Origin of the sequence: Streptomyces sp. NBC_00557, assembly GCF_036345995.1 — a bacterium.
GTDB lineage: Bacteria > Actinomycetota > Actinomycetes > Streptomycetales > Streptomycetaceae > Streptomyces.
The window spans coordinates 7,742,947-7,760,273 of the sequence record NZ_CP107796.1 but is presented as its reverse complement, the minus strand read 5'-3'; the positions used below and the strand labels follow the sequence as shown (position 1 = coordinate 7,760,273).

The window sequence follows — 17,327 nt, the reverse complement described above, 5'->3', positions numbered from 1 at the left end:
GCCATGACCCGCGTGCTCGTCACCGGCTTCGCCCCCTTCGACGGCCAGAAGGTCAACCCGTCCTGGCAGGCGGCCTCGCTCGTGGCCGCCGAGCCGCCCGCCGGGTTCACCGTCACCGCCGCCGAACTCCCCTGTGTCTTCGGCCAGTCCATACAGGCCCTGCGCGACGCCGTCCGCGCCGCCGAACCCGATCTGATCCTGTGCCTGGGCCAGGCGGGCGGCCGTCCCGGCGTCACCGTCGAACGCGTCGCCGTCAACGTCGACGACGCCCGCATCCCCGACAACGCGGGCAACCAGCCCGTCGACGAGCCCGTGGTCCCCGGCGGCCCCGCAGCGTACTTCTCCACGCTCCCGGTGAAGGCCTGCGTCGCCGCCCTGCGCGCGGCGGGCGTGCCGGCCGCGGTGTCCAACACCGCCGGCACGTTCGTCTGCAACCATGTCGCGTACGGCCTGGGTCATCTCATCGCCACCGAACTCCCGCACACCCGCGGCGGTTTCGTGCATGTGCCCTGGGCGCCGGAGCAGGTCACCGACGGCACCGCGCCCGCCCTGGAGCCCGCCACGGTCGCCCGGGGACTGCGCGCGCTGCTGCCGGTCGCCGCCCGCACGCCCGCGGGCGGCGACCTGAAGGTCACCGAGGGAGCCACCCACTGATGCCGCTCGCCGCGCACGCGGCCGGGTTCGCCCGGCTCGCCCTGGCCAACGTCACCCGCGAGTACCCCAACTCCCCCGCCCACCTGATGACGTCACCGGACGAGGAGGTACGGCCCCGCGCCCTGCACCCCGCCTTCTACGGCTCCTACGACTGGCACTCGTCGGTCCACATGCACTGGCTGCTGGTCCGCCTCCTGCGCCGGCACGGCGGCACGCCCGCCCTGCCGGACACGGCGCCGGTCACCGACGTCCTCGACCGGCACCTCACCCCCGCGAACCTCGCCGTCGAAGCCGCCTATCTGCGCGGCCGTCCCTCCTTCGAGCGGCCGTACGGCTGGGCCTGGCTGGTGGCGCTCGCCGCCGAGTGCCGGGCGTACGCAGGGGCGGCCGGGGCCCGCTGGGCCGCGGCGCTGGCGCCGGCGGTCGCCGCCGTCGACGCCCTGCTGGCCGAGTGGCTGCCGAAGGCCACCTATCCGGTGCGCCACGGCACCCATCCCAACAGCGCCTTCGCGCTGGGCCTCCTGCTCGACACGGGCGAACTGCCCGCCGCGACCGCCGAGGCCGTACGGCGGCGGCTGCAGGCCTGGTTCGCCGACGACCACGACGCGCCCGCGCACTGGGAACCGTCCGGCCAGGACTTCCTGTCCCCGGCGCTGACCGAGGCCGACGCCATGCGCCGGGTGCTCGGCAGGGAGCAGTTCGCCCGGTGGCTCGACCGCTTCCTGCCCGCCCTGCGCTCGGGCGCCCCCTGCCCGCTGCTGGAGGTGCCCGTCGTCTCCGACCGGACCGACCCGCAGATCGGCCATCTGCTCGGACTCACCCTCAGCCGGGCCGCCGCCCTGCGCTCGATCGCCGCAGGGCTGCCGGACGGACCGGTGCGTCGGCGCCTGGCCGAGGCCGCCGACGCCCATCTGGCGGCGGGCCTGCCCGCCGTGCGGCGCGAGGACTTCACCACCGGCCACTGGCTGGCCACGTTCGCGGCGCTGGCCCTCGACGCCGGACCGGGTGACACCGCGCGGTCCGGCTGACGGCCGGCGGCCAGGCTGCCTCAGGGACGGTCCGCCGGGCGGGCGAGCATGGTCATGGCCGCCAGCCAGCCGCGGATGCCGGGGCGGTCCAGGTTGATCTCGATGGTGGCCGGCACGGCGAAGTCGAGGTGCAGCGGGCCGGCGAACGTGTCCGTGAGGTCGTCCCGGGTCAGCCGGTGCGGTCCCGCGGCACCGGGTGTCTCGGGCTCCCGGTCGCTGAAGCAGAGCAGGAAGTAGCGGCCGCCGGGGCGCAGGACGGCGCGCAGGCCGCGGGTGAAGGCGGGACGGTCGTCCGGGTCGAGCATGTGGAACATGCCGCTGTCCAGGACGGTGTCGAACCGCTCGCCCAGGTCCGCCAGCCTCCGGGTGTCGTGGTGCAGGAACCGGGCCCGCAGGCCGCGCCGGCGCGCCTTGTCCTCGGCGGCGCGCAGCGCGGTGTCCGCCAGGTCCACGCCGGTGGCGTCGAGCCCGAGGCCGGCGCACAGGAGCACGTGCTCGCCGGTGCCGCAGCCGACGTCGAGCACCCGGCCCCGGACGGCCCCCGACCGGGCGAGGGCGAGGAACGCCGGCTGGGGCTGTCCGATCTCCCAGGGCGGCCGTCCGGCGTAGAGGGCGTCGAGCCGCTGCGAGGACGTCACCGCGTCCGCCTCACCCCGTGCATCCGGTGCGTCCTGTGGATCGGATCCGGCCATGGCGACGACCTCCCTCGGTGGGCATTCCCTCCCACCGACGGTATGCAATCCCGCTCGTCCGGTCACGGCAGCCCGGCGACCGACGCGCAGGGGTTGCGTACGGTGACCGGCCCTGCCGGCGCGACGACGGCCCACAGGAGCACATGGCTCGACCGGAGCCCACCGACGTCGGCTCCCTCCTCGCCTTCCGCACCATGCTGCCGTGCAGCGGGTTCCTGCCGCGCGGGCCGGCGCTGCGCTCATCTCCGATGACGATGACGGCCATCGCGAACCATCGCGGCCGGGAGGGAAGCACAGGGGCGATCCGGTTGCTGGTGCCGGTATGAGCGGCCAGGAGGCCGCTCGGCTCCCGCGACGAAGAAGGTCCCCGTGCCCCAGCCATCCGAACTCCGGACGTCACGCCCGCGTGCGACCCGTGCCGAACCCGCACACGGTGTGCCGGGCCGGCTGATCGCGCTGCTGGCCGTCGCCTCCGGCATGACGGTCGCCAACCTGTACTACGCCCAGCCCCTGCTCTCCTCGCTGCGCGAGGTGTTCCACACCAGCACCGCGGCGGCCGGCTGGCTGATCACCCTCACCCAGGTCGGCTACGTGATCGGCATGCTCTTCCTCGTGCCGCTCGGCGACCGGCTGGAGAAGCGCGGCCTGATCACGGTGCTGCTGGCGGTCACCACGGCCGCTCTCCTGACGGCCGGGCTGGCCGGGAACTTCCCCACTCTGCTCATCGCCTCCCTGGTCGCCGGCGCGACCTCGGTCGTCGCCCAGATCCTGGTCCCGTTCGCCGCGAGCCTCGCGCCCGACCACGCGCGCGGCCGGATCGTGGGCCGGGTGATGAGCGGGCTGCTCACCGGGATCCTGCTCTCGCGCACCCTCAGCGGTCTGGTGTCCGACATGGCCGGCTGGCGCGTGGTCTACCTGGGCTCGGCGGGCCTGATGGCCGTGCTCGCCGTCGCCCTGCGCTCGGCCCTGCCCCGGCACGCGCCGACCACGGCCATCCCGTACGCCCGGGTGCTGCACTCCACCGTGCGGATGCTGCGCATCCACCCCGCGCTGCTGCGCCGCGCCCTGTACCAGGCGGCGATGTTCGGCGCGTTCAGCGCCTTCTGGACCACCGTCTCCTACCTCCTCGCCGGTCCCGGCTTCCACTACTCCGCCCTCGGCATCGGCGTGTTCGCCCTGGTCGGGGCCGCCGGTGCGGCCGTGGCCCCGCTGGCCGGACGGTGGGCCGACCGGAACCTGACCCGGCCCATGACCGGCGCCGCGTTCCTCCTCGCCGCGCTGGCCTTCGGCGTCGCGGGCATCGGCCGGCACCACATCGTCCTGATCGCCCTGGCCGCCGTCCTGCTCGACATGGCCGTACAGGCCACCCTGATCCTCGGCCAGCACACCATCTACCAGCTCGATCCCGACGCCCGCGCCCGCCTCAACAGCGCCTTCATCGCCACCTTCTTCCTCGGCGGCGCCCTCGGCTCCCAACTCGGTTCGCTGACCTACCACTCCGGCGGCTGGACGGGGGTGACGGCGCTCGGCGCGGCCCTGCCCGTCGCGGCGCTGCTGTACTGGCTCACCGAGCACCGGAAGGCGGAGCGGAACCGCGTCCGGGACACCGCATAGGGACGTCCCGCGCACCCCGGCAGGCGTCCGGACGCCGCCCGTCCGCATACGATGCAGCGAAGATCCCCGGCCCGCGGACGGGCACGGCGTCACCTGGAGCGGATGATGGACCTGCGGCAGATGGAAGTCGTCGTCGCGGTGGCGGACGCGGGCGGGTTCACGGCGGCGGCGCGGCGGCTGCACGTCGTCCAGTCCGCCGTCTCCGGCACGGTCCGCGCCCTCGAACGGGAACTGGGCACCGCGCTGTTCACCCGGAACACCCACCGCGTGGCGCTCACCCCGGCCGGCGAAGCCTTCGTACCCGCGGCACGGGCCGCCCTGCGCGCCGCCGAACTGGCTCGCGAGGCCGTCGACGCCGCGAAGGGGGAACTGCGCGGCCGGGTGACCGTCGGCATCATGCAGGGCGTCTGGGCGGGACTGCACCGCGCGCTGGCCGCGCTGCGGGCGGAACATCCGGGGGTGGTGGTCCAGCTCCGGCAGGCCGCGGTGACCGACATCCGGCAGGCCCTGCGCGAGGGCACCGTGGACCTGGCCGTGGTGGCGCTCGACCGCCAGCAGCAGCGCGGGCTGGTGACCCGGCTGCTGTCCCGCGAGGAGATGGTCCTGGTCGCCTCCCCCGGCCGGGACCTCGCGGCGAGCGCCCCCGAGGGCGCCGTCGAACCGGACACGGTCGCCCGGTTGCCGCTGGTGGACTTCACCCCCGGCTGGGCGATCCGGCACGCCGTCGACCGGGCCTTCCGCGCCGCCGGCGTCGACCGCGTCACGACCTTCGAGGTGAACGACATCGTTGCGGCGGCCGAACTGGTCCGCGGCGACCTGGGCGTCTGCATCATGCCCCCGTCCATCGCCGGCCGCTTCCCGGACCTGGCCACCTACCGCTTCGCCCGGCACGCGCCGAGCTGGAAGGTGATGGTGGTACGGCCGCACGGCGATCCGCCGCCGGCGGTCGCGGCCCTGCTGCGGCACATCACCTGACACCGGGCGCATGCCGGGCGGCGCGGCCGGCCGCGCGTCCCGGCGAGGTACGGCGCGGGAGTCAGCCGTCGGCGAGGTCGGTGCGCAGGACGGCGCGCCGGCCGTGCAGTTCGCCCTTCTCCATCCGGGCGTGCACGTCGGCCGCCGCGCTCAGCGGGAAGACCTCTATGGTGCGGGACCGCAGCACACCGCGGCCCAGCAGGTCGTTGATGTACGCGGCGGCCTCGGCGAGTTCGCCGGGTGTCGCGTGCGAGATCACGAACCCCACGACGGAGCGGTCGTTCATGTACAGCGCTCCGGCGGGCAGCACGGGACGGGTCCGGGGGCCGGCCAGCAGCACCACGCGGCCCCTGAGGGCGAGCAGGTCGACCCAGGTCTCCAGGTCGTTGACGCCCGCCGTGTCCAGGTACAGGTCCAGTCCCGACGGCGCCGCCGCGCGGATCCTCTCCGTCAGGTCCGGATCCCGGTAGTCGAACACCTCGGCCGCGCCCAGCTCCGCGCAGTACCGCGCGTCCCGCGCGGCGGCCGTGGCGAGGACGCGGGCGCCGGCCCGCACCGCCATCGTCACCAGCGCGCTGCCGACGTTGCCGGCGGCGCCCGCGACCAGCACGGTCTCCCCCACGTGCAGCCGCCCGTGCACGAACAGGGCCAGATAGGCGGTCGCGGCCGGGTGGAACACCGCGACCGCGGCGCACGGGTCGACTCCCTCGGGCAGCCGGTACAGCCGGTCGGCCGCCACCACCGCCTGCTCCGCCGCCGCGCCCTGCCGTCCGCCGTGCCCGAGGCTGTTGCACCACACCCGGTCCCCGGTGCGGAAGCCGGTGACGCCGGGGCCCGTCTCCGCGACCGTGCCGACCAGGTCGCGGCCGACGACGAAGGGGAAGTCGACGTGGGTGCGGAAGAGCCCCGAGCGCACGTAGGCGTCCACCGGGTCGACCGCGGTGGCCAGGACGTCCACCAGCACGTCGGTGGGTCCCGGCCGGGGCGGGGCGATCTCGCCGTACCGGATGACGTCCGGGGACCCCAGCTCCTCGATGTACGCAGCGCGCATGGCACCCCATGGTTCCATCTCCGCCCCGAACCGGACCCGACGCATCCGGCCACGTGTGCCGGATGCGCGGAGGCCCGGTCGGCGCGAGGGGGGAAGTCAGCGCCCGGGCTCGGCGCCCTGCGCGCCCAGCGCCCAGGCGCCGTAGGCCGACCCGGCGGTCTCGAAGGAGAAGATCACGTGGGAGGCCGCGGTGTTGACGTCGCGCCAGAAGCGCTGGACCGGGTCGGACTCGAAGTGGCCCGTCGTCCCGGTGGCGCGGAAGAGCCGTTCGACGGCCGACACCGACAGCTCGACCGCGAGCGCCAGGTCCCGCGGCCCGCGCACCGCCGCCTCGCCGTCCCTGGTCGCCTCGACGCCGTCGGCGACCCGGGCGGCCCGCTGGACGAGGAGTTCCGCGGCGTCCACCTCGGCGGCCGAGCGCGCCAGGTCGGTCTGCACCGACGGCTTCTCGCGCAGCGGGGCGCCGCGCCGGTCGGTGCGCCGCATGGTCTGCTCGGCCGCGGTCCGCACCGCCCCGCGGGCGGCACCGACCACGGGGACGGCGAGCGGCAGCCCGTTCACCTCGTTGACGGGCGCCGTGTGGCAGCGGGCCGTGGAGGCCGTGGCCCGCCCCGCGTTGCTGTCGAGCCTCGACAGCGTCAGATGCTCGGGCACGAAGACGTCGTCCAGGACCATGGTGTCGCTGCCGGTCCCGCGCATGCCCAGCGTGAACCAGGTGTCCTTCACGGTGACGTCGGCCCGCGGCACCGCGAAGAACCGCACCTCGCCCCGCCCGTCGGGGCCCACCTTGCCGGGTACGGCGGAGCAGGCGAAGACCCAGTCGGCGAACCGGATCCCGCTGATGTACTTCCACTCGCCGCTGAGCCGCCAGCCGCCGGAGACCGGCTCCGCCTTCCCGGCCGGCATGAGCGCGCCCGCCATCAGGGCGTCCGGCCCGTCGGCCCAGAGCACCGCCTGTCCCTCCGGGGGGAGGTACGCCCCGTACCGGGCCGCGTAGGCGGACAGCGAGGCGACCCAGGCCGCCGAGGCGCAGCCCTCGCCGACCAGGGTCACCGCCGAGGTCATGTCCGCGAAGCGGCCCTCCGCGCCGCCGTAGGCCGCGGGGACGAAGTGCCGGGCGAATCCGGCCGCCCGCACCGCGTCGACCACGTCCGGCGCAAGCCTCCGGGCGGCCTCCGTCTCGTCGCTGCACCGCGCCGCGATCTCGGCCACGCGCGGAGCACCGGCGACGACCGCCGCCACGCCCGGCTTCTCGGCGATGGTCGTCGCCGTGGCTGTGCTGTCGCTGAGCATATGTTCGCCACCTCCGTCGGGATGACGGCAGTCTCTCCGGGCCTGCCCGCGACAGGCCGCAGCCGAGCCGGGACCTGCCCGTCAATCACCCGACCGGCTTCCCCGCCCTCCCGCCGCACGGACGCACATCGGCGGGCGGGACCGGCGCGCGGGCGCAGAGCACCGCTCGACCTCCTGCGCCGGCGGCCGGAACCTACAATGACGACATCACTCTGTCCGCCGTCCGCCGGACCGGGCGCACGGCGGCCGGGAAGGGTGCGGCTCGCCGTGATGGCCTGCGTCGACAGTGGGAGGCCGCCGTGCAACTGGAAGAGTTCCTGGCCCAGGTCCGCGAGCGCGGGGAGTACCGGAGCCGCGAGGAGACCGAGCACGTCTGCGAGGCGGTCCTGTGGGCGCTCGCGACCCGGATCGCCCCCGAAGAGGCCGACGAGCTGGCCGCCCGGCTGCCCGCCCCGCTGGACGAGGCCCTGCATCTGGAGCGGGGGCGTCCCGAGACGTTCGACTGCGACGAGTTCCTGCGCCGCGTTTCCGTGCAGACCGGCGCCCGGCCGCGCACCGCGGAGTGGGACGCGGACGCCGTGCTGTCCACGGTCGCCGACGCGGTGCCGGACCGGCAGCTGGAGGAGCTGCTGTCCGGGCTCCCGGCCCGCTACGCCGAGTTCTTCGGCCGCTCGAGTCCGAGCTGACGGTCCTCGGGTCCGAGCGGGCGGGCGGGCCTCGGGTCCAAGCGGGCGGTCCTCGGGTGCGAGCGGGCGGGCCTCGGTCCGAGCTGACGGGCCTCGGGTATGAGCGGGCGGTTCTCGGGTGCGAGCGGGCGGGCGGCGCCGCCCGAGCCAGCGGGCGGCACGGGCGGCGACTCCAAGCCGACGCGCAGGCAGGCAAGCTCCGAGCCAACGCACAGGCAGGCGGCAGCTCCGAGTCGACGGGGCCGGGCAGCTCCGAGCCGACGGGCGGGGGCGGCTCCCAGCCGACGAGCAGGCAGGCAGCGGCCCGAGCCGACGCGCGGTGGCGCTCGCGGTCGTCAGGCGTGCTGTGCCGTCTGTCCGGTCAGCCGCTCCTCGCACCACCGCCTGGCCACCTCGGCGACCTCTTCGAGGGCACCGGGCTCGCCGAACAGGTGGGTGGCCCCCGGAACGATATGCAGGGTGTGCGGGACCCGCAGGTACCCGGCCGCTTCCTCGTTCAGCTCCTGCACCTGCTGGTCGTTGCCGCCGACGATGAGCAGGACCGGGGTCCGCACCCGTCCCAGGGCGTCGCCCGCCAGGTCGGGGCGGCCGCCGCGCGACACCACGGTCAGCACCCGGTCCGGACGCTCGGCCGCGGCCACCAGCGCCGCGGCGGCACCCGTGCTGGCGCCGAACAGGACGACCGGGAGGCCCCGGGTGTCCGGCTGGGTGTCGAGCCAGTCGATCGCGGCCACGAGCCGCCGGCCCAGCAGCGGGATGTCGAAGCGGTGCTCGCCGGTCACGGCGTCGTGCCGCTCCTCCCGCTCGCTGAGCAGGTCCATCAGCAGGGTGCCGAATCCGGCGGTGCGCAGCTCGGCGGCGACCATCCGGTTGCGCGGACTGTGCCGGGAACTGCCGCTGCCGTGGGCGAAGAGCACCACGGCGCGCGCCGCCGAGGGAACGACGAGGTCACCGGGGAGAGTGGCGTCGCTGGTGGGCACCAGGACCATGTCGGAGATCATCGCAATCACTTCTTCCACGCCGCCGGCCCAGCGGATCGCGCGAGTTCGGGTGTCCCCCGCGTACCCACCATATCCAGCACCATCTGTCCCGTCCCGCCCGAATTGCTCCCCATCATGACGAGGCACCACAGGCATTGATGCGCCCTACACGTACATGCATAATGCGCTTATGCACAAGCGGGTTGTCGACCCTGCCGGCCCAGCGGACGCGCCGGCCGAGCGCCTGATGCTCGCCGTGGAGGAGATCGTCCGGTACGTGCGCCGCAGCGCCACCGCCGGCGGGCTCAGCACCGCGGCCTCGTCCGCGCTCAGCCGGCTGGGACGCGAGGGACCCCAGCGGCTGACCGAACTGGCCCGGGCCGAGAACGCCTCCCAGCCCAACATGACCCAGCTCGTCACCCGCCTGGAACGGGCAGGACTGGTACGCCGCACAGCCGACCGCACCGACGGCCGCGGGGTGCTGGTGGAGGCGACCCCCGCCGGTCTCGACGTCTTCCGCCGGCGCCGGTCCGAGCGCGCCGGCGCCCTCGCCGAGCTCCTCGAGGAGCTGACCGAGCCGGAGCGGCACGCCGTGGCCGTCGCGCTGCCCGCGCTGGCCCGGGTGATCCGCCACCGCCGGGCCGGTTCCTGAACCCGCCCGCCCCCTCGCACCGTCCCCGCCAAGAACTGGAGATGAAGCGGTCATGAGCGCACCGCACGGAAAGACCGCCGGCCCGTTCCGGCAGCCGAAGGCCGTCTGGGCCGTGGCGTTCGCCTGCGTGATCTCGTTCATGGGCATCGGCCTGGTCGACCCGATCCTGCCCGCCCTCGCCGAGAGTCTGCACGCCTCGCCCAGCCAGGTCTCCCTGCTGTTCAGCAGCTATCTGATCGTCACCGCGGTGGCCATGCTGGTGGTGGGCTGGTTCTCCAGCCGGTTCGGCGCCAAGCGCACCCTGGTCATCGGGCTGGCCGTCATCGTGGTGTTCGCCGCGCTGGCCGGCTCCTCGGACTCGATCAACGGGATCGTCGGCTTCCGCGCGGGCTGGGGTCTGGGCAACGCCCTGTTCATCGCCACCTCGCTCGCGGTCATCGTCGCCTCGGCCAGCGGCGGCTTCGGCGGCGCGATCATCCTCTACGAGACCGCGCTGGGCCTCGGCATCGCCGTGGGGCCGCTGCTCGGCGGCGAGTTGGGCGCCATCAGCTGGCGCGGCCCGTTCTTCGGCGTCGCCGTCCTGATGTCCATAGCCCTCGTGGCGACCCTCGCGTTCGTGCCGTCACTGCCGAGGCCCGCCCGGCGCACCTCCCCCATGGCGCCGCTGAAGGCGCTGCGCCACCGCGGTCTGCTGACCATGGGCATCATGGCCCTGCTCTACAACTGGGGCTTCTTCACCATGCTCGGCTACGCGCCCTACCCGATGAAGCTGAGCGCCCACGAGCTGGGCCTCGTCTTCACCGGCTGGGGCCTGCTGGTGGCCGCGTTCAGCGTGTTCTTCGCCCCCCGCCTGCAGGCCCGCTTCGGCACCGCCCCGGTGCTGTACGCCAACCTCGCCGGCCTCGGCGTGGTGATGGCCGTCATCGCCGCCGGCGTGCAGACGCCGGCCGTGGTCATCGTCGCCGTCATCGTCAGCGGCGCCTTCATCGGCGTCAACAACACCCTCACCACCCAGGCCGTCATGCTCGTCTCCCCGGTGGAGCGTCCGGTGGCCTCCTCCGCGTACGGCTTCCTGCGCTTCATCGGCGGCGGCCTGGCGCCGTACGTCGCCGGCAGGCTCGCCGACGCCACCGACCTGAGCGTGCCGTTCTACCTCGGCGCCGCCACCTTCGTCCTGGCCGTCCCCGTGCTGGCCGGCGGGCACGGCCTGCTGCGCCGGGCCGAGACGGACACCGGCGACGGCGAGCCGATGACGCCCTCGCTGACCCCCGTGGGCCGCCCGGCCGTCCCGGGCGCACCGCCGGTCATCGTCGCCGTGGGCGCGCACGAGCGGGCCGCCGCCATCGTCGACGCCGCGGCCCGCCTCGCCCGGGACACCGGGAGCCCGCTGGAGGTCGTCCACGTCCAGCAGACGGCGGTGGTCGAGGAGCAGGCCGTCGAGACGGAGACCACCGAGCACGCACGCGCCGCCGTCACCGCGCACCTGGACCGGCTCGCCGGCCGGGGCATCGCCGCCACCGGCCAGATCCTCACCAGCGTCGGCGATCACGCGGCCGCCGGCCGGGCGCTGGCCCGGCACGCGGCGCAGGTGGGCGCCCGCGCGGTCGCGGTCGGCCGCTCCCCGCGCGGTCCGCTCGCCCAGTTCGCCGACGGCAGCCTCACCACCGCGCTCACCCACAGCGCCCCGTGCACGGTGGTCCTGGTCGACGCCGACCACACGCCCCGCCCCCTGACCCCGGACACCCTGGCGGAGCTACGCGGCACGGCGGCCTGACGGCGCCGCTGCCGGCCCTGCTCACGTCCGGCGGCTCGGCAGCGTGCGCGCTCGCAGCCCGGCCGCGGGCGACCGGAGCGCACCGGCGACCCCGCCGGTGGTGACGTCGCGTCCGGCGCCGCCGCACGCCGTCGCCTCCGTGGTGAACCGCGGAGAACGCACAGCTGGTTGCCGTTGCAGAACGCCTCGTCAGCGGGGCGCTCCCGGGGACACCGGCGTCGCCGGCCCGGCCGTCGGCTGCGCGGTGCGCCACGGCTCGGCCATGCGGAGGTTCCGGTTTGCGCTCGGGTATGCCGCCGCTCATGGTCGGAGGGTGAGCATGTCCTCCGCGCTGCGGTCGCCCGGCAGCCCCCGCGACGGCGGCCGCGGTCGGGTGGAGAGTCCTCCGGGAGTGCTGCGGGCCCTCGGTGTCTTCGCCGTCGTCCGGCTCGCCGGGCTCGTGGTGCTGGTGATCGTCGACGCCGTGGCCGGCCGCCCGTTCGGCAAGAGCCTGGTCCATGCCTGGGACTCGGTCTGGTACCTGCACATTGCCGAGTACGGCTACGGCACGCAGCTGCGGATCACCTCCACGGGCGCCGTCCAGACCGACTGGGCGTTCTTTCCGCTGTACCCGGGGCTCGTCCGCGCCCTGCGCGGACTGCTGCCCGTGTCCACGGGGGCGGCGGGGCTGCTGATCGCCTGGGCGTCCGCGGCACTCGCCGTCCACGGCATCTACACGGTCGGCCATCACCTGCACGGCCGACGCGTCGCCACCGCGCTGGTCGCCCTGTGGGCCGTACTGCCGCAGTCGGTCGTCCTCACCCTGGCCTACACCGAGCCGCTGTTCACCGCGTGTGCCGCCTGGTCCCTGTACGCCGTGCTGCGCCGCCGCTGGCCGGCCGCGGGCGCGCTGGCGATGCTGGCCGGGCTCACGCGCCCGACCGGCATCGCGGTCGCCGTGGCCGTCGCCGCCGCGGCCGGGCACGAGATCGTACGGCAGCGTGGGCGCGCCTCGCCGGGGCTGCTGGCGGGGGTGGTCCTCGGTCCGCTGGGGTGGGCGGGTTATGTGCTGTGGGTGGGACGGCAGACCGGTGACCTGGTGCGTGGCTATCTGCAGGTGCAGAGCGCCTGGAACTCCCGACTGGATCTCACGGTCGGGCCGCTGCGGTTTCTGGCGTCGATGCCGTTGCAGGGCAGTTGGGTGACGTATCCGGTGGCCCTGGCCCTCGTCCTGGCCGCCGTCGTGTCGTTCTGCGTGCTGTGCCTGGACCGCGCCCCGCTGCCGCTCGTGGTGTTCGCGGGCGTCCTTCTCCTGATGGTGGTCGCAGTTTCCGGCCCCTTCTCCTCCAAACCTCGCTTCCTGCTCCCGGCCTTCCCCCTGCTCATCCCGCCGGCTCGCGCCCTCGTCCGGTCCTGGCACAGCGGCCCGTCCCCCCGCGCCCGCCTGCTGTGCGGGTCCCTGACGGCCCTGTCCGTCCTCTACGGCGCCTACCTGGCATCCCTCGCCAGCCAGCCGCTGTGAAAACGCCGGCGCCGAGGGACCCGGAGTGCGGCCGGCTCCCTGGCCGCCGAGGCCGGTCGTCGCGACGGACTTCACGATGTGCCGCTGGAAGAACATGAAGACGACGAGCGGCAGCGCCGCCAGGGCGTACTGGATGCCGTAGGCGTCCTTCACGGAGGTGATGCCGACCGGCAGGGTCATCAAGTCGGGTCGGACGTCGACACCACCGTCGCCCCCGGCAAACAGGAGGTCGCCCGGGTCGCCGTGTCGCTGCTGCTGGAGCGGATCGACGACCCGGACGCCGCTGCCGTGCGCGACCATGTGGCCGGGCACCGGATCATCGTGCGGGAGAGCACGGACGGTTGAGCGGCGCAGGCGCGCTCGGTCGTGCTCAGTCCTCGGCGGGGCGGTACGGACCGGGCACGAAGACCAGGGCGTCGCCCACGGCGCGTTCGGCGGGCCCGCTCGGGTGGTTCACCAGGGCGCCCTCGACGGACAGGGTGGTGGAGCCGCCGCCGTCCAGGTTGACCGCGTCGGTCAGGCCCAGCGCGTCGGCGAGCGCCGCCGTCTCGGCCATCGTCGTGCCGACGCTGGTCGTCATGCGTCCGTCGACGGTCGCCAGGACGATCCTGCCGTCCCGGGTGGTGCCGGCGATCGTGCGCGGGTTGCGGTCGAAGAAGCTGCCGGAGCCCGCCGGCACCACGATCCGGCCGTGGGCGGTGAGCCGGTAGCGGCCGTTGACGCCGAACAGCCCCGGGTGGAGGGGAACGCGCCGGCCCTGCTCGTCGGTCAGCACGGAGTCGGTGCGCAGGCAGCCGCCGTCCACGGTGCGCAGCAGAGCCGCCGCCTCGGCGCCCGTGGCCTGGACCGAGGTCTGGCCGGGGGCCAGCTGTGTGCCGCGCGTCCGCTGGGTGCGGACGACGCACCCGTGCCGGTCGAGGACTGCCTCGACGCCCGCGCCGGAGGGCGTGGACGCGGCGAACTCGGGGGTGAAGCGCACGACGTCACCGGCGGCCGTGCACTGGGTGGGATCCGCCGGACCGGCGCAGTCCGCCGGGACGAGGGGCGGATGGTTGAGATACGTCAGCGGCAGCGTGGCGCCGGTCCGCCGGTTGCGCAGGCTGCCCGACCAGCTCAGCCTGCCCATGACGGCGCGGTTGCCGGGCGCGTCCACGACGAAGTCGGCCTCCGCGCTGTCACCGGTGGGCTCGCTGAGCAGCCGCCCGTCGTAGAGGCCCAGCCCCACCGGGTCACCGGGGTAGTCATGGCTGGCGGTGAAGGTGAAGAAGGAGCCGTTGACGCCGGCCAGGGCCCCGGAGGACCGGACGAGATCCGTCGTCTTCTCGGTGTGGGCCAGGTCGGGGCCGTACGTCGCCCGCAGGTGGCCGCGCGCCGTGCCCGGGTCGATGGTCAGGACGTCGACCATCCAGGGGCCGCGCGTGGTGGTGTTGATCTGGTCGGCCGGGGCGGGCTCGGTCCCGCGGACGATACGGGTGAGGGTCACGCCCTGGGCGAGCGTCTGCGTGGTGCGGGTCTCCGTCAGGCCGGGGTCGCCGAGCGGGAGCCCCGGCTCGGCCGCGGCGGCCCGGCCGGCGGGCGGTGCGAGCAGCAGGAGAAGGGCGGCCACCGCGAGCGCGGCCGCGCGTGCGGGTCCGGGTCTGTACGAGGTGAATGCCATGCCGTGAGGGTGCTCGGCGTGGCGGACGATTACCCGTGCGGCGGTTGATGGGGCGGTCCCGGTTGGGTGAACGACCGGTGTCGCGGGGTGAGTTGGGGGGCGCGAGGGGGCAGTGCGGTGCCGGGCTCGTCGGGGGCACTGCGGCCGGCCTCGCGGAAAGCGCGCGGGACACCGGGGCATGGGGCACCGGAGCACGCGAGGCCCGGCCCACCCGGCCCCGGCAGCCCGTGCGGCGACCGGAAACCAGCGCCCGGCGCCGCGGTGTCGACCGCGGACGCCGACGGGGAGCCCCGCCAGGCCGTCATCGCCCGGCAGGACTCCCCGTCAGTCACCCACACGCGGCCGCTAGTTGCGGCGCCCGGCGGGATCGTGGGCGGCCGGGTAGTCGTCGGTGACCGCACCCGGGGCGGAACCGGCCGCCCCGGCGCCCGCCGCCTCCGCCCGGTCCCCGTGCCCCGGCCACCACGCGGCGTGGCCGATCAGCGCGGTGAGGCTCGGGGTGAAGAACATCGCCATGACGAAGGCCGCGACGGCGATGCCGAAGGAGACCGCGAAACCCATCTCCGTGAGCAGCGAGTTGCCCGCCAGCATCATCGTGGCGAAGGTCGCCGCCAGGATGAAGCCGGCCGCGGCCACGGTCGGCCCGGCGTGCCGCAGTGCCATGCCGGCCGCCTCGCGCGGCTCGCGGCCCTCGCGGGCCTCCTCCCGGAGCCGGGCGATCATGAGGATGTTGTAGTCGGTGCCGATGGCGACGACGAACAGATACATGATCACCGGGAGCATGAACATCAGCCCCGAGTGGCCCTCGCCCTTCTGGAAGATCCACACCGTGGCACCGAGGGTGGCGCCGAAGCCGAGGCCCACCGAGGCCATCAGGTACCAGGGGGCGACCACGCTGCGCAGCAGCAGGCCCAGGATCACCATGATGAGGATGGCGGCCACCGGGAAGACCGTCTTGTAGTCGTGGTTCACCGCGGTGTTGATGTCCTTGTAGATCGAGGACATGCCGCCGACGACCGCCTTGGTGCCGTCCGGCGCGTTGGCGTGGGCGACGTCGCGCACCTTGCCCACCGCGTCGATGGCCTTGTCCGTCGACGCCTCGTACTTGAGGGTGACGGTGAAGTCCGCGGTGGTGCCGTCCTTGTTGAGCTGCGTCATCCGGGCGTTGGCGACGCCGTCCACGGCCCCGAGCTTCTGCGCGTACGCGGCGAAGCCGGACTTGTCCAGCGGCTTGCCGTCGGTGCTGGAGAGGTAGACGTCGGTGGGCGCCGCGGCGCCGGCCGAGTACGCCTTCTGCATCTGGTCCTGGACGACCATGGACTCCTTGGTCTTCGGCATGGAGCCCGAGGCCAGGTCGAACGTGGCGTGGTAGCCGAAGATGCCGACCGACAGCGCGAGCAGGACGAGACCGGACACCCCGGCGGTCAGTGCGGGGCGGCGCTGCACCCCGCGGCCCAGGGCGGCGAAGCGGGCGTTCTCCGGTTCCCTCTGCCAGGACTTCGACGGCCAGAAGACCTTCGGCCCGATCAGCGAGACCACGGCCGGGATCAGGGTCAGACCCGCGACGAGGGTCGCACCGACCGCGATGGCGAGCGCCGGGCCCATCTGCTTGAGGAAGCCGAGGGTGGACAGCACCAGCGCGAGGAAGGCGATGATGACGGCCCCGGCCGCGGAGGCGATGGCCTCGCCCACCCGGCCGACCGCGTTGATCATGGCCTCCTTGGCCTCGTCACCGGCGCGCAGACGTTCGCGGTAGCGGAACATCAGGAACAGGAAGTAGTCCGTGCCCACGCCGAAGAGCACGACGATGAGGATCGACGAGATCGAGCTGTTCGCCTGGAGGTCGAACAGTTTGGTGGCGTAGGCGATCAGACCGTTGGCCACGGCCGACACCAGGCCGATCAGCACCAGGGGCAGGACGGCCAGGATCGGCGCCCGGAAGATGATCAGCAGGGTGACCAGGATGATCGCGAAGGTGCCGAAGCCGATCAGCGCCTGGCCTCGCTTGGACGAGTCCTGCTGGTCGAGGGCCTGGGCGGCGGAGCCGCCGAGCTTGACGTCGAGGTGCGTGCCCTTGGCCAGTTGCTTGACGTCGTCGCGCAACACCTTGGCCGCGTCGGTCTGTTTGGGCTGACCGGCGTTCTTGCTGTCCATCTGCACCAGGGTGAGGGCGTACCTGCCGTCCTTGGACGGCGGGCCGGGGACGACCTTCTGCACCTGGTCGATGTGCTTGCCGCCCAGCTCGGTGGTGATCCGGGCGACGTCCTTCATGTCGGCGGCGGTCAGCCTGCCGCCGTCCGTGCGCTGGTACAGCGCGATCGCGGACGGCGTGAAGGCGCTGGGGAACGCCTTCTGCTGGAGATCCGCCGCCTTGATGGACTCGTAACTTTTCGGCAGGAAACTGCTCTCGTCGCTGTTCGAGGGCAGACTCGGAGCGGTGGCGACGATCGCCACCGCGGCGATCAGCCATGCCACGATCGTCCACACGGGATGTCGGACGACGGTGCTGCCAATTCGTCGGAACATGCGGAAGGTCCTCCTGGGCAGGAAGATCACCGCAGCCCGGGGAGCGGTCCCTGGCATCGGCGACCCAGAACGGCACGTACGGAACGCACCGGTTGGATGGTTGTCTTGTGGGCCACATGGTAGTGACCCGGCGCGAAGATCATCTCATCAGGTGATCCTGGGTTCGAGCGAGTTTCGAGCGCTCGGCAGGCGCGGGTGTACCGGGGGACGCGTGCACACCCGAGGGGCGGGGCGGGTGTCGGCG

The 17,327-nt window shown here is 74.1% G+C and carries 15 protein-coding genes and 1 pseudogene; 9 read left to right on the top strand and 7 right to left on the bottom strand.

Annotated features, from left to right (window positions below; genetic code table 11):
* Positions 1–3 precede the first annotated feature (3 nt).
* Positions 4–654, top strand: a complete 651-nt coding sequence (pcp, locus tag OG956_RS34490; RefSeq protein WP_330341943.1) for a pyroglutamyl-peptidase I — start codon at positions 4–6, stop codon at positions 652–654.
* Positions 654–1,682 (top strand): DUF2891 domain-containing protein, encoded by a 1,029-nt coding sequence (locus OG956_RS34485; RefSeq protein ID WP_330341942.1) that lies wholly within the window; start codon positions 654–656, stop codon positions 1,680–1,682. Before pcp ends, OG956_RS34485 begins: the two co-directional genes overlap by 1 nt.
* Positions 1,683–1,702: 20 nt before the next feature.
* On the opposite strand, the gene OG956_RS34480 is transcribed toward OG956_RS34485, so the two are convergent.
* On the bottom strand, positions 1,703–2,374 hold the full coding sequence (locus OG956_RS34480; protein WP_330341941.1) for a class I SAM-dependent methyltransferase: 672 nt from the start codon (positions 2,372–2,374) through the stop codon (positions 1,703–1,705).
* 143 nt (positions 2,375–2,517) lie between these two features.
* Here OG956_RS34480 and OG956_RS34475 point away from each other — a divergent pair, with 143 nt between their 5' ends.
* The 3 genes from OG956_RS34475 to OG956_RS34465 all read left to right on the top strand — a co-directional run bounded on the left by OG956_RS34475 (position 2,518) and on the right by OG956_RS34465 (position 4,963).
* The gene (locus OG956_RS34475) at positions 2,518–2,700 is read left to right on the top strand and encodes a hypothetical protein (protein ID WP_330341940.1); all 183 of its coding nucleotides are present in this window, start codon (positions 2,518–2,520) and stop codon (positions 2,698–2,700) included.
* A gap of 109 nt (positions 2,701–2,809) precedes the next feature.
* A complete protein-coding gene (locus OG956_RS34470; protein WP_443065701.1) occupies positions 2,810–3,988 on the top strand; it encodes an MFS transporter in 1,179 nt (392 codons plus the stop codon).
* Between the two features lie 102 nt (positions 3,989–4,090).
* Positions 4,091–4,963: a LysR family transcriptional regulator gene (locus OG956_RS34465; RefSeq protein ID WP_330341938.1), complete on the top strand. Its 873-nt coding sequence runs from the start codon at positions 4,091–4,093 to the stop codon at positions 4,961–4,963.
* A 61-nt stretch (positions 4,964–5,024) separates the two neighbouring features.
* Here the strand turns inward: OG956_RS34465 and OG956_RS34460 are convergent, their stop codons facing one another.
* Together OG956_RS34460 and OG956_RS34455 are read right to left on the bottom strand one after the other, a co-directional pair.
* Positions 5,025–6,014 (bottom strand): NADPH:quinone reductase, encoded by a 990-nt coding sequence (locus OG956_RS34460; protein ID WP_330341937.1) that lies wholly within the window; start codon positions 6,012–6,014, stop codon positions 5,025–5,027.
* Between the two features lie 96 nt (positions 6,015–6,110).
* Positions 6,111–7,307 (bottom strand): acyl-CoA dehydrogenase family protein, encoded by a 1,197-nt coding sequence (locus OG956_RS34455; protein ID WP_330341936.1) that lies wholly within the window; start codon positions 7,305–7,307, stop codon positions 6,111–6,113.
* 299 nt (positions 7,308–7,606) lie between these two features.
* On the opposite strand from OG956_RS34455, the gene OG956_RS34450 reads away from it, so the two are divergent.
* Entirely contained in the window at positions 7,607–7,993 is a 387-nt protein-coding gene (locus OG956_RS34450; RefSeq protein ID WP_330341935.1) for a DUF2267 domain-containing protein, read from the top strand.
* A 335-nt stretch (positions 7,994–8,328) separates the two neighbouring features.
* Here the strand turns inward: OG956_RS34450 and OG956_RS34445 are convergent, their stop codons facing one another.
* Complete coding sequence (locus OG956_RS34445; protein ID WP_330341934.1) at positions 8,329–8,994, bottom strand: dienelactone hydrolase family protein; 666 nt, start codon at positions 8,992–8,994, stop codon at positions 8,329–8,331.
* A 169-nt stretch (positions 8,995–9,163) separates the two neighbouring features.
* Here OG956_RS34445 and OG956_RS34440 point away from each other — a divergent pair, with 169 nt between their 5' ends.
* From OG956_RS34440 to OG956_RS34430, 3 genes are all read left to right on the top strand, one after another.
* Entirely contained in the window at positions 9,164–9,625 is a 462-nt protein-coding gene (locus OG956_RS34440) for a MarR family winged helix-turn-helix transcriptional regulator (RefSeq protein WP_330341933.1), read from the top strand.
* A 52-nt stretch (positions 9,626–9,677) separates the two neighbouring features.
* Entirely contained in the window at positions 9,678–11,399 is a 1,722-nt protein-coding gene (locus OG956_RS34435) for an MFS transporter (RefSeq protein ID WP_330341932.1), read from the top strand.
* A gap of 319 nt (positions 11,400–11,718) precedes the next feature.
* The gene (locus OG956_RS34430; RefSeq protein WP_330343024.1) at positions 11,719–12,900 is read left to right on the top strand and encodes a hypothetical protein; all 1,182 of its coding nucleotides are present in this window, start codon (positions 11,719–11,721) and stop codon (positions 12,898–12,900) included.
* Positions 12,901–12,942: 42 nt separating this feature from the next.
* On the opposite strand, the pseudogene OG956_RS34425 reads toward OG956_RS34430, so the two are convergent.
* From OG956_RS34425 to OG956_RS34415, 3 genes and pseudogenes are all read right to left on the bottom strand, one after another.
* A pseudogene (locus tag OG956_RS34425) lies at positions 12,943–13,089 on the bottom strand (carbohydrate ABC transporter permease); the annotation flags it as partial.
* Positions 13,090–13,270: 181 nt separating this feature from the next.
* On the bottom strand, positions 13,271–14,557 hold the full coding sequence (locus OG956_RS34420) for a phosphodiester glycosidase family protein (protein ID WP_330341931.1): 1,287 nt from the start codon (positions 14,555–14,557) through the stop codon (positions 13,271–13,273).
* 345 nt (positions 14,558–14,902) lie between these two features.
* Entirely contained in the window at positions 14,903–17,083 is a 2,181-nt protein-coding gene (locus OG956_RS34415; protein WP_330341930.1) for an MMPL family transporter, read from the bottom strand.
* Positions 17,084–17,327: the final 244 nt, after the last annotated feature.

Excerpts from the sequence above, each read along its gene's own strand:
- pcp (WP_330341943.1), top strand. The coding sequence starts at position 4 with ATGACCCGCGTGCTCGTCACCGGCTTCGCCCCCTTCGACGGCCAGAAG.
- OG956_RS34485 (WP_330341942.1), top strand. The coding sequence starts at position 654 with ATGCCGCTCGCCGCGCACGCGGCCGGGTTCGCCCGGCTCGCCCTGGCC.
- OG956_RS34480 (WP_330341941.1), bottom strand. The coding sequence starts at position 2,374 with ATGGCCGGATCCGATCCACAGGACGCACCGGATGCACGGGGTGAGGCG.
- OG956_RS34475 (WP_330341940.1), top strand. The coding sequence starts at position 2,518 with ATGGCTCGACCGGAGCCCACCGACGTCGGCTCCCTCCTCGCCTTCCGC.
- OG956_RS34465 (WP_330341938.1), top strand. The coding sequence starts at position 4,091 with ATGATGGACCTGCGGCAGATGGAAGTCGTCGTCGCGGTGGCGGACGCG.
- OG956_RS34460 (WP_330341937.1), bottom strand. The coding sequence starts at position 6,014 with ATGCGCGCTGCGTACATCGAGGAGCTGGGGTCCCCGGACGTCATCCGG.
- OG956_RS34455 (WP_330341936.1), bottom strand. The coding sequence starts at position 7,307 with ATGCTCAGCGACAGCACAGCCACGGCGACGACCATCGCCGAGAAGCCG.
- OG956_RS34445 (WP_330341934.1), bottom strand. The coding sequence starts at position 8,994 with ATGATCTCCGACATGGTCCTGGTGCCCACCAGCGACGCCACTCTCCCC.
- OG956_RS34440 (WP_330341933.1), top strand. The coding sequence starts at position 9,164 with ATGCACAAGCGGGTTGTCGACCCTGCCGGCCCAGCGGACGCGCCGGCC.
- OG956_RS34435 (WP_330341932.1), top strand. The coding sequence starts at position 9,678 with ATGAGCGCACCGCACGGAAAGACCGCCGGCCCGTTCCGGCAGCCGAAG.
- OG956_RS34430 (WP_330343024.1), top strand. The coding sequence starts at position 11,719 with ATGTCCTCCGCGCTGCGGTCGCCCGGCAGCCCCCGCGACGGCGGCCGC.
- OG956_RS34420 (WP_330341931.1), bottom strand. The coding sequence starts at position 14,557 with ATGGCATTCACCTCGTACAGACCCGGACCCGCACGCGCGGCCGCGCTC.
- OG956_RS34415 (WP_330341930.1), bottom strand. The coding sequence starts at position 17,083 with ATGTTCCGACGAATTGGCAGCACCGTCGTCCGACATCCCGTGTGGACG.